This is a genomic window from Streptomyces xiaopingdaonensis, from assembly GCF_000262345.1.
Lineage (GTDB): Bacteria > Actinomycetota > Actinomycetes > Streptomycetales > Streptomycetaceae > Streptomyces > Streptomyces xiaopingdaonensis.
In genome coordinates, this window is sequence record NZ_AJTQ01000058.1 from 1 (window position 1) to 11044 (window position 11044).

Annotated in this window: 8 protein-coding genes, 4 tRNA genes and 1 riboswitch; of the genes, 4 read left to right on the forward strand and 8 right to left on the reverse strand. The window is 72.5% G+C overall.

Annotation, left to right across the window (positions count from 1 at the left end):
- The 6 genes from UWG_RS29470 to UWG_RS0104385 form a co-directional block, all read right to left on the reverse strand.
- Window positions 1–721: aldo/keto reductase (locus UWG_RS29470; RefSeq protein WP_016905989.1), on the reverse strand; the 721-nt coding region annotated here is incomplete at its 3' end.
- A gap of 252 nt (window positions 722–973) precedes the next feature.
- Window positions 974–2182, reverse strand: coding sequence for a M23 family metallopeptidase (locus UWG_RS0104365; RefSeq protein ID WP_016905990.1), 1209 nt, complete (start codon window positions 2180–2182; stop codon window positions 974–976).
- An 11-nt stretch (window positions 2183–2193) separates the two neighbouring features.
- A riboswitch (cyclic di-AMP (ydaO/yuaA leader) is annotated at window positions 2194–2349 on the reverse strand.
- Between the two features lie 265 nt (window positions 2350–2614).
- A complete protein-coding gene (locus tag UWG_RS0104370) occupies window positions 2615–3790 on the reverse strand; it encodes a PP2C family protein-serine/threonine phosphatase (protein WP_157838531.1) in 1176 nt (391 codons plus the stop codon).
- 140 nt (window positions 3791–3930) lie between these two features.
- Window positions 3931–4003, reverse strand: a tRNA-Lys gene (locus UWG_RS0104375).
- A gap of 195 nt (window positions 4004–4198) precedes the next feature.
- Complete coding sequence (locus UWG_RS0104380; RefSeq protein ID WP_016905992.1) at window positions 4199–6253, reverse strand: DEAD/DEAH box helicase; 2055 nt, start codon at window positions 6251–6253, stop codon at window positions 4199–4201.
- Window positions 6254–6474: 221 nt separating this feature from the next.
- Window positions 6475–6828, reverse strand: coding sequence for a metallopeptidase family protein (locus tag UWG_RS0104385; RefSeq protein ID WP_016905993.1), 354 nt, complete (start codon window positions 6826–6828; stop codon window positions 6475–6477).
- A 116-nt stretch (window positions 6829–6944) separates the two neighbouring features.
- On the opposite strand from UWG_RS0104385, the gene UWG_RS0104390 reads away from it, so the two are divergent.
- The 4 genes from UWG_RS0104390 (at window position 6945) to UWG_RS0104405 (ending at window position 9012) form a co-directional block, all read left to right on the forward strand.
- Window positions 6945–8570 carry a metallophosphoesterase family protein gene (locus UWG_RS0104390; RefSeq protein ID WP_237719980.1) on the forward strand — a complete coding sequence of 542 codons (1626 nt, stop codon included), beginning with the start codon at window positions 6945–6947 and terminating at the stop codon, window positions 8568–8570.
- 169 nt (window positions 8571–8739) lie between these two features.
- Window positions 8740–8812 (forward strand) — tRNA-Glu (locus UWG_RS0104395).
- Window positions 8813–8859: 47 nt separating this feature from the next.
- A tRNA-Asp gene (locus UWG_RS0104400) sits at window positions 8860–8934 on the forward strand.
- A gap of 4 nt (window positions 8935–8938) precedes the next feature.
- Window positions 8939–9012, forward strand: a tRNA-Phe gene (locus UWG_RS0104405).
- A 132-nt stretch (window positions 9013–9144) separates the two neighbouring features.
- Here UWG_RS0104405 and UWG_RS0104410 read toward each other — a convergent pair.
- Window positions 9145–9645, reverse strand: coding sequence for a GNAT family N-acetyltransferase (locus UWG_RS0104410; protein WP_029391165.1), 501 nt, complete (start codon window positions 9643–9645; stop codon window positions 9145–9147).
- A gap of 60 nt (window positions 9646–9705) precedes the next feature.
- Complete coding sequence (locus tag UWG_RS0104415) at window positions 9706–10773, reverse strand: hypothetical protein (protein WP_016905996.1); 1068 nt, start codon at window positions 10771–10773, stop codon at window positions 9706–9708.
- Window positions 10774–11044: the final 271 nt, after the last annotated feature.

Genomic DNA, 11044 nt, shown 5'->3' on the forward strand with positions numbered 1-11044 from the left:
CCTGCGCCCGTCCGGACCGCGCGCTCTCCACCTGGCGACCCGGCCGGTACTTCCCGGTGAGGAACCCGGAGGCGAGCGCGTAATAGGGCACGACGGCGAGGGCGTTGCGCTCCGCGACGCCGGCGAGTTCCCCCTCGTAGCCGTCCCTGGAGACGAGGTTGTAGTGCGGCTGGAGCGCCACGTAGCGTGCGGCGCCCTGCTCGTCGCTGGCCGCGAGGGAGGCGGAGAGCCGCTCGGCCGAGATGTTGGAGGCGCCGATCTCGCGCACCTTGCCCGCCCGCACGAACTCGTCGAGGGTGCCGATGATCTCGGAGACGGGGACCGACTCGTCGTCGAAGTGGGTGTAGAGGAGGTCGATGCGGTCGGTCCGCAGGCGGCGGAGGGAGTCGTCGACGGCGGCCCGCATCGTCTCCGGCGCGAGCCCCTTGTGCCGGGGGTGCGCCCCGATCTTGGTGGCGAGCACGACGTCGTCGCGCCGGCCGCGTGCGGCGAGCCAGTCGCCGATGATCGTCTCCGACTCGCCGCCCTCGTTCCCCTCGACCCAGGCCGAGTAACCGTCGGCGGTGTCGAGGAAGTTGCCGCCCGAGCCCGTGTAGGCGTCGAGCACCTCGAAGGACTCTTCCAGGTCCGCGGTCCAGCCGAAGACGTTGCCGCCGAGGCAGAGCGGACTGACGGTGAACCGGCCGAGGGTGCCGCCGCTGCGGCGCGTGGAGTGAGACATGCGCCGAAGGTAGCGCGCGAGGCGGCGTCGTGCGGAGGCCGGCGGCCCTGGTGTCGGGGGGTGGTCCACCAGGACCGCCGGGTCATGGGCCGGAGCCTCGGGCTCCGGCGGTGAGGAGGCCCGCAGCAGCGGGCGTTCCGATCGCCGCCGCCTCGTCCCCTCCTCGGTGGTGCTCGCCGGAAGCGGTACGGCGACAAGCGCTCGCGCTTCCGGCAGGCGAGGCGGCGGCGCGCTCGCGCAGGAGCCGGGCGCTCAGACGTTGAGCCCCTTGCCCCGCAGCCAGGGCAGCGGGTCGATCGCGTCGCCGCCGCCGGGACGGACCTCGACGTGCAGGTGCGGCCCCGAGGAGTTGCCCGTGGAGCCGACGCGGCCGATGACGTCGCCGGTGGACACCTTCTCGCCCGCGGACTTGGTCATCGAGGAGAGGTGGCAGAACCACAGCTCCGTGCCGTCGTCGAGCTCCAGCACGATGCGGTAGCCGTACGAGCCGGCCCAGCCGGCCTCCCTGACCGTTCCGGTGTGCACGGCCTTGACGGGCGTGCCGTTGGGGGCTGCGAAGTCCTGCCCGGTGTGGTCGCTCTGCCACATCCCGCCTGCCTGGCCGTAGCCGGCGCTGAGTTGGTACGAGGCGAGCGGCAGGGTGTAGCTGGCGCGGAGTTTGGCGAGGCGCTCGGCCTCCGCCTTCTTCCGCTTCTCCTCGGCGATCTTCCGCTTCCGCTCGGCCTCCGCCTTCCGCTCGGCGGTGGCCTTCTTCTCGGCGTCTGCGGCGGCCTTGCGCGCGGCCTCCTCGACGGCCTGCTCCCGTGCGGTCGCGTCGGCCTCGGTCTGCTGCTGCTCGGCTTGGGCGAGGATGCGGGCGCGCAGCGCCTCGCCGGCGTCCTCGTCCTCGCCTCCGGCCGCGGAGCCGCCGGTGAGGCTCGCCTGGGTGAGCGGCGCGGCCTGCGCCGCATCCCCGCCGTCGTCGGAGTCCGACATCAGGTCGCCGACGCCCGGGAGTTGGCCCGCGTCGGGCAGGTGGTCCGAGATGTTCTTGACGTGGTCCGAGGCCGAGGCGAGGTCGGGCATCGAGATCGAGGCAGGGCCCTTGTCCTGCGCCGTCGCCATGCCGCCCGCGCCCACGGCCGCGATCATGCCGACGCCGAGGACGGCACCGCTGCGGGCCATGCCGCCCGAACGCTGTTTGCCGACACGGTGCTTGCCCCGCACCTGGCGGACGGAGTCCTCGGTGGGGTTCCACTCGTCGAACGGCTCGTCGCCGCGAGGGCCGTAGACCTCGGGGCCGTAGGAGGCGCCGTATCCGTCGTCGATGCGTTCGATCGGCTCGGTGCGGTAGTCGCCTGCGGTACGGGAATGGCCGAACTCGTCGGCCGTGTACGGCTCCTGAGAACCGAAGCGGGCGTGCGAATCGCCGACCGCGCTCTGCGCGTACGCCCCCTCGGGGGCATGCCTCTTCGACGCCACGGGGGGCGTTCTCCTTTCCTTCCTCTCGCCTACCGGGTTAGCTGACGGGTTCGGAGCAGGAAGGTCTCCTACGAACCGCTCGCCGCTGAGCGGGAGTTGTCCGATTCACCCCGTCCTCCGCGGTGAGCGGAGGGGTGGTTCCCCGGTTCCCTCGGTGCGTCTCATCGGGTGTGACCCGTGTGAGCACACGTACGGGATTCGGCGACGGCGCACGGTGCCGTCTCTCGTAACGGCAGTGACGACCGCGCTGCGTTATCGGACGTTAATAGAAACGAGGCCTTGATTCCAAGCTGTTCCGACGACTTCCCGGACGCTCCGCGGGCCACTTACCAGGAGGAGGGCGGTCAAACTGGGCGCGATCTCACGGGAATTGAGCCAAAGAACTTCGCAGAGTGACGAGCGACTCATCCCCCCAGAACCGTCACTCCACCCTCACTCGCCCCCCTTGGCCTCGTCCTCGGAGCCCGGTCCACCACCCGCGTCCGCACGCTCTTCGGTGACGTCCGCCACGTCCGCGTGCCGCTCCAGCGCGAGCAGCGCCATGTCGTCCGACGCACCGCCGCCCGTGTATGCGGTCACGTCGTCGACGAGGAGGTCGACCATCTCCTGCGCGTCGGAGTACGGGAGTTCGGCGAGCCGCTCCGCGAGCGGGTAGAAGACGCGCTGCACGTCGCGCGCCTCCGAGAGTCCGTCGGTGTACAACAGCAGCAGGGCGCCCGGCGGGAAGTCGGACTCCTCCGGGTGCTCGGGCCACTCGCCCAGCTGGCTCATGCCGAGCGGGGTGTTGGGCACGCGGGCGGAGAGCGACCGCACCGTTCCGTCGTGGACGAGGAACGGCGGCGGGTGCCCGCGGTTGAGCAGCCTCAGCACCCCGGGCCGCCCGTGCGGCACCTCCGCGAGGAGAGCGGTGGTGAACCCCTCCAACTGCGCCTCCCCCTGCTGCCGGGAGCCCTCGCGCTGCAGGGCGTGCTCCAACCGCTGGGCGAGCCGGGTCAGCGTCGGCTCCTGCTCGGCCGCCTCCCGGAAGGCGCCGGTGATGATCACCACCGCCTCGACGGCCCCGACGCCCTTGCCGCGTACGTCTCCGATGAGCAACCGGACCCCGAACGGTGAAGCCTGCGCGACGTAGAAGTCCCCGCCGATGCTCGCGCCCGCCTGCGCGGCCTCGTACCGCGCCGCCACGTTGCAGCCGCCCACCCGGGCCGGCGGTGCGGGGAGCACCGCGAGCTGGATCGCCTCGGCCACCGTGCGGGCCGAGGCGAGGCGCCTTCCGCTGCGGCGCATCACGTAATTGAGCGTCAGCGCGAGAGCGGAGACGACGAGGACGCTCAGGCCCGCCAGCCTCGTGTCGAGCGAGCGCTCCCCCATGACGCTCGCTACCGCGAAGAGCAGCCCCGTCGAGACGAGACCGGTGAGCACCGTCGCGACGAGCCCCTGGAGCGCGGCAGCCGCGACCGGGGCCGCGGCGAAGAGCGCGGAGATGATGATGTGCCCCGGAGTGAGGAACTCGGAGCCGATACCGAGCACGACGAACAGCGCCGGCAGCAAGTCGGCACAACGCCGCAACGCCGGGTGCATCTCCCCGTACTCGCCACTGGTAGCCCGCACCGTCCCAATCTGACCCGCGGCCCGGACGCCGGCCACTCGGAGAGGTCCAATGGACCGACCCGGACGCGGCCCGCCGGCGGGCGATGCCCCAACCCGCCCGCGCGCAACGGCGGTTGACACCCGGACGGGGGAAGTGCGAGTAGGCCGCGTGGGACTCGAACCCACAACCAACAGATTAAAAGTCTGCTGCTCTGCCAATTGAGCTAGCGGCCCGCCGCCCCAGCATATCCCTCGTCCCGCCGCGGCTTCGAGGGCATTCGCCGCCCGGGCCCACCGCGCGCGGCGGTGCTCGACGGGCGCCCTTCGGCGGAACGCACGAAGGCCCCCGGCGCAAGGGCGGGGACCTTCGTCGCGTCATCCGCTCGGCCGGGCGCGGAGCTTGTCCCGCGCCCGGAACGCGGCGGTGCGTCAGCCGTTGCGCTTCCAACGGGGCTTGTCCGCGCGGCGGTCGTTGGAGCGGGGGGCGCCACCGCGGTAGTCGCCGCCGCGGCCGTGCGGCCTGCGGTCGTCACGACGGTCGCGGTTGTAGGGGCGGTCGCCGTTGTACGGGCGGTCGTTGCGGGGGCCTCCGCGGAAGCCGCCCCTGTCGTCCCTGCGGTCGTCACGGCGGAAGTCGTCCCTGCGGGCGCCGCCGCGGCGGTCGTCGCGGCGGAAGCCGCCGTCGCGCTGGTCGTCCCTGCGGAAGCTGCCCTCGCGCTGGTCGCGGCCGCCCGGCCGGCCACCGCGGTGGCCGTTGAAACCGCCGCGGTCGCGGCCGCCGCGGTCGTCGCGCCGGTAGCCGCCCCTGCGGTCGTCGCGCCCACGGTCCTGGTTGTTGCGCTGCTCCCGCTCGCGCTTCTCGCGCTCGCGGCGCTCGCGGCGCTCCCGCTCCATCCGCTCACGGCGCTCTGCCTCGGCACGCTCCTCGGCCTCCGCCTCGGCGCGCGCCGTCTCCTCGGCGGCCGCGACAGCGGCCTCCGGGTCGTCGCCCCGCTCCTTCGCCGCCTTCGCGGTGAGCAGCGACGCCTCGTCGCGCAGCTCGGTCGCGCGCTGCTTCGCCTCCTCGAGCTGGCGGGCGAGCTTCCGCGCCTCGCGGTCGGCCTGCTTCGCCGAGCTCGCCGCCGACTCCGCCTGGAGCTCGGTGAGCGAGCGGGCGCCGGTGATCCGCGCGACGTCGTCGTCGAAGACGTCGCCGCGGCCGATGGTGTGCCGGGACGCGTCGACGCCGGCGTCCTCCATGAGGCGGAAGATCTGGCGCCGCTGGTGCGGGAGCGCGAGCGAGACGACCGTCCCCGACTGCCCGGCGCGCGCGGTGCGCCCCGAGCGGTGGAGGTAGTCCTTGTGGTCGCCCGCGGGGTCGACGTTGAGGACGAGGTCGATGCCGTCGACGTGGATGCCGCGGGCCGCGACGTCCGTCGCCACGAGCGCGTTGACCTTGCCGTCCTTGAAGTCGGCGAGGGTGCGGGTGCGGGCGCCCTGCGTCATGCCGCCGTGCAGCGCGTCCGCGCGGACGCCGGCCTCGCGGAGCTGCTCCGCGATGCGGTCGGCACCGAGCTGGGTGCGGACGAAGATGATGGTGCGGCCCTTGCGCGCGGCGATCGCCGTCGTCACGGGGGCCTTGTCCTTCGGCTTCACGACGAGCACGTGGTGGGTCATCGTCGTGACCGCGCCCTGGGCCGCGTCGACCTCGTGGCTCACCGGGTCGACGAGGTAGCGGCGGACGAGCGAGTCGATCTCCTTCTCCATCGTGGCGGAGAAGAGCATCCGCTGACCGCCCTCGGGGACGAGGTCGAGCAGCTCGGTGACCTCCGGGAGGAAGCCCAGGTCGGCCATCTGGTCGGCCTCGTCGAGGATCGCCACCTCCGTCGCGTCGAGCGAGCAGGAGCCGCGGTTGATGAGGTCGCGCAGGCGGCCGGGGGTGGCGACGAGGATGTCGACACCGCGCTCCAGCGCGGAGATCTGGTTCGCCATCGAGGTGCCGCCGCAGACGACCTTCAGCCGCAGCCCGAGGGTGTCGCCGTAGGGCTGGAGCGCGTCGGAGACCTGCATCGCGAGCTCGCGGGTGGGCGTGAGGATCACGCCGCGCGGGTGCTTGCGCTGCGTACGCCCGCCGCTGAGGCGGGTGAGCAGCGGCAGGCCGAAGGAGAGGGTCTTGCCGGAGCCGGTGCGTCCGCGACCGAGGATGTCCTTGCCGCCGAGGGCGTCGGGGATCGTCGCGGCCTGGATCGGGAACGGCGCGGTCACACCGTTCTGACCGAGCTTGCGGACGACGGCCTCGGGGAGGCCGAGGCCGGCGAAGGTCGGGCCCTCCGGCTCGTCGTCGGCGTCGGCCGGCTCGGCGGCCTCGTCCGCCTCGAGGGCGGCGAGCGCCTCGTCGTCGGTGGGCGCGACCTGCGCGGGGATCGACTGAGCGGCCTCGGGACCGTGGTCCGGGTCGTTCGGGTCCGCGTCGAAGCGGAGGGAGTCGTGGGTAACAACAGACATGCGAAATCTGACCTTCCGGAGTCATAGCGGCACGCGCCCAGAACTCCGTGAATTCGCAAGAGACCGCCTTGTGCGGTCAGCCACGGTCAAAGAGGAACGCGCCACACGGCGCGCTCTGCCAACGGCGCCGGGCAAATGGGATCAAACGATCTACCAGCATACGCACCCCACCCTGTGCAGTGCAAATGCGCCCCCGGCCGGGCCGAGGACGCTCGCCCCGGCTACCCGTAGCCGAGCGAGTGGAGCCGGTCGTCGTCGATGCCGAAGTGGTGCGCGATCTCGTGGACGACCGTCACCTCCACCTCCTCCACGACGAGCTCGCGGTCCCCTCCCTCACGCTCCACCATCCGCAGCGTCGGCCCGCGGTAGACCGTGATGCGGTCGGGCAGCACCCCCGCGTACCACTCGCCGCGCTCGGTGAGCGGCGTGCCCTCGTAGAGCCCGAGCAGCTCGGGGTCCCCGGCGGGCGGCTCGTCCTCGACGAAGACCGCCACGTTGTCCATGAGCCGCGTCAGCTCCTCGGGGATGCGATCGAGCGCCTGGGCGACCAGCTCCTCGAACTCCTCGCGCGTCATCTCCAGCACCCCGCCATTGTCGGACACGCGCCCCTGCGCACCCACCCCCGGGTTCGGCCCCGCCACGGGCAGCGGCGACCGCATAGCGCCGCCGCGCGACGGGCATACCGCCCACCATGTCCGGACTCCCACGGAAGCGGTGGCACGCCCGGGCGAGCACGGCCCTGGCAGGGCTGCGCTCGCGGACGACGTCGTGGATACGGTCCGTGCGCCGGCGCGCGCCCGTCGGCGGTTCCGGCGCCACGACGGGCCGTCCCCGCCGTACGTACCTCAGAGCGCTGGGCTTGGGAGCCGTCACGCTCCTCGGCGCCTGGCTCGGGCTGCTCGCCGTCGGCAGCCTCGGCACGACCTCGCCCGTGGGTCCCGTCGACACCCACATGTCGCTCGAGCCCTCGCTCGAAGGCGGCACGACGATCGACGTGGCGCCCCTGGGCGCGCTCCAACTCCGCAGCCACCAGGCGCCGATGCGGCTCGACGTAGACATCCAGCGCCTCGACCAGGAGCGCGCCTCGGCGCTCGTCGACCATCCGGAGCGCCTGGAGGGCCTCGACGACGAGATCGTCTCCGACGTCCGATCCGGCGCCGGGAACGTACTGCTGCGCTCCGGTCTCGCCGTCGCCGCGGGGGCGTGCGCGCTGGGGCTCGTCGTCTACCGACGCCCGCGCCGGGCGCTCGCGGCGGGCGGCCTCGCGCTGTTGCTCTTCGCCGTCTCCAGCGGGACGGCCTACGCCACCTGGAACCCCAAGTCCGTGCTGGAGCCCCGGTATTCGGGGCTGCTCGCCAGCGCGCCCTCCGTCGTCGGGAACGCGCGCAGCATCGCCACGGAGTTCGACGTGTACCAGCGGGAGCTCGCCCGCCTCGTCACCAACGTCACCAAGCTCTACGACACCGCGTCCACCCTCCCCGCCTACAGCCCCGATCCCTCGACCACGCGCGTGCTCCACATCTCCGACGTGCACCTCAACCCGGCGGCCTGGCACATCGTCGGCTCCCTCGTCGAGCAGTACGACATCGACGTCATCGTCGACACCGGCGACACCATGGACCACGGCACCCCTCCGGAGAACGGATTCCTCGCGCCCATCAAGGAGTTGGGCGCCCCGTACGTATGGGTGCGCGGCAACCACGACTCGAAGAGCACGCAGGACGCCGTGGGGAAGCTGGGGCGCCACGTCCACGTCCTCGACGAGGGCGCGACGGTCGACGTCGCGGGGTTGCGCCTCGCCGGCTGGGGCGACCCGCAGTTCACGCCCGACCGCTCCGTCGACGCGGCGGGCGAGGACGTCGAAGTCGCGGACGGCCGCCGCCTCGCCACCGCGCTGCGCGCGCAGCGCGCCGCCGGCGACCCCGTCGACATCGCGCTCGGCCACAACCCCGAACTCGCCGAACAGACCGACGGGCTCGTCCCGCTCGCGCTCGCCGGCCACACCCACCAGCGCAGCAACGAGGTCCTGCCCGGAGGCACCCGGCTGATGGTCGAGGGGACCACGGGCGGCGGCGGACTGCGCGCCGTCGAGGGCGACGAGCCGCAGAAGGTCCAGGCGTCCGTGCTCTACCTGGACAGCGAGACGCACCGCCTCCAGGCGTGGGACGAGGTCACCCTGGGCGGCCTCGGCCTCTCCAGGGCCGAGGTCTCCCGCCATCTCCCGGGGGACGCGGGGCCGGACTCGACGCCGTCGGAGACGCCCGGCGCCGTACCGGAGAGCTCCGGCAGCTCCCCTTCTTCGGTGGGTCCCGAGTAACCGGAGTTGACGCTTCGGCGGGGCACCACCCCGCCGGCCCCGCGCCCCTCCGCACTCGTCCCACCGAGCCGAGGAGGCCCGACCACCAACCGTTTTGGCGAACCGCGCCCCCATCCCATATGCTTCTCACGTCCCCGACGCGCTGATCAAGCGCCCAGGTGGGCCATCAGCCCTCATCGTCTAGTGGCCCAGGACGCCGCCCTTTCAAGGCGGTAGCACGGGTTCGAATCCCGTTGGGGGCACGCAGGCGCCTGTGCGAGACTATCCCTCGCACAGCGTGTGCAAGCTAGGTCCTGTGGAGCAGCTTGGAGTGCTCGCCACCCTGTCAAGGTGGAGGCCGCGGGTTCAAATCCCGTCAGGACCGCTGCGGCTGGGTAGCTCAGTTGGTACGAGCGTCCGCCTGAAAAGCGGAAGGTCGCCGGTTCGACCCCGGCCCCAGCCACCGCAGCCCGAACAGGGCGGAAGGGTCCCTTCGAGAAACCTCGGAGGGACCCTTCGCATGCCGTATGCGCGTGCAGCCCCGGGCAGCCAACCGCCCCCTCGCCCCTGACTTGGCCCCGTCGATCCCCGGCCCTCACCCCGTCGGACGGTCCACCGCGTACACCGTGACGCCCACCCCGAGCAGCACCTCGGAGCGGCGGACAGTGAAGCCGAGGCGTTCGGCGAGGCGTATCGACGGGGTGTTCGCCGGCTGGATCATCGCCGTGAAGCGGTCGGCGGGCAGGTGGGCGAAGCCCCAGTCGAGGACGGCGCGGGCCGCCTCGGTGGCATAGCCGCGGCCGCGTGCCTCCGGGTGGAGCGTCCAGCCGATCTCGACCTCGTCCAGCTCGGGCCAGTGGTGGAGTCCGCAGCGGCCGAGGAACCCGCCGCCCTCGCGGAGTTCGACGGCGAAGAGCCCGTGTCCTCTGCGCTCCCACTCCTCCCGGGCCTCGACGAGCCACCGGTACGCCGCCTCGCGGTCGCGCGGGACGCCGACGAGGTGGCGGTTGACGCGCGCGTCGGAGTGGAGCCGCCAGAAGGCGTCGAGGTGCTCGGGGCCCAGCGGGCTCAGGGCCAGGCGCTCCGTCTCGATCATGCGGTGAGCGTACGCCAACCGCCCACGGAGGCAGGCCGGTTGAGGTCTCCGGGCGGCGCCTCAGTCGGGCGCCGGCGCGTTGCGGAAGATCCGTTCCTGGCGGCCCCCGGGGTGCCGGTGCCGCCAGACCCAGAAGACGCCGCAGGAGAGCACCGCCCACCCGGCGAGCACCAGGTACGGCTGGAGGAGCTGGTGTTGCCGGAAGTAGACGGCGGTGTGCTGTGCGTTGACGGACGCGCCGGGCGGCAGCCACTTGCCGATCTCGCCGAGGACGGAGGGGAGCAGCGGCCACGAGACGGCGCCGCCCGATGAGGGGTTGCCGAGCAGGACCATCAGACCCCACGTCGGGATCATCGCCCAACGCCCGAAGAGAGCGTTGAACATGGTGAAGACCATCCCCGAGGCGAAGAGCGTGAGCGCGATGATGCCCCACGAAGTGGCGAACGGCAGCGGCACCGAGCCCAGCAGCCAGTCGACGACCGCACAGACGGCGAAGCCGCCGAAGACCGCGTAGCCGGCGGTGAACCAGATGCGCTCCCCCGGCGTGAGCGCGGCCGCGTGGACGCTGAGCTGGATCGCCCCGACGAACCCGATGATCACGGCGGCGAGCGAGATGTAGAAGATCGCCAGCCCTCTCGGGTCGCCGCGCGAGAGCGGTTTGAGGTCGTGCACGTCGACCCGCACCCCGGCGCTCCTGCCGACCTCGGGCCCGGTCCGCTGGAGCGTCTCGGCGACCGTGGCACCCGACGCGCTGGAGACGTCGAGCCGTACGGCGCCGCGCTGCTGTGCGTCGAGGATCGCGAAGACCCGCTGCTCCTCCACGGCGCGGACGGCGCCCTCGCGGTCCGCGAAGTGCCGCACCCGCATCGAGCTGTCGAGCGCCTGTTCCATCCCGGCGAGGAACCGCTCCGACTCCGGGATTCCGGACAGGGAGCCGACGACGGCCGTGGGGATGTTCCGCGGCGTGGGGTTTGCCATTGCGTACGTGTAGGAGCCGGCGAAGAGACCTGCGGCGGCACCGATGATGAGCACCAGGACGCAGCCCGGCAGGAAGGGAGAGTCGCGGAACCTTCTCCAGTAGGTGCGGAGCGGACCGGGTTCCGCAACCGTCCGTTCGTCCTCGCTCATGGAGATCAGCGTAGGTCCGTGATGCGGCTTTAGTCCGGGTATGCCGCTTCCTCAGGCGAGTGGCGCGCACGCCTCTTCCGCCCCGGTGCGCCCCCCTGCCCGTCCGTAATCCGTTCGCCAGCCGAATCACCGAGGTGCGATCCTGGACCTGGTATGTCGACTTCCACGCCCCACTCCCCGGGTCCGCTCAAGGCGCGCCTGCCCGAGCTCATGCTCCGCGACCAGCACCGGCTCGCGCGCAGGCTCGACGGCGCGCGCAAGATCCGCAAGC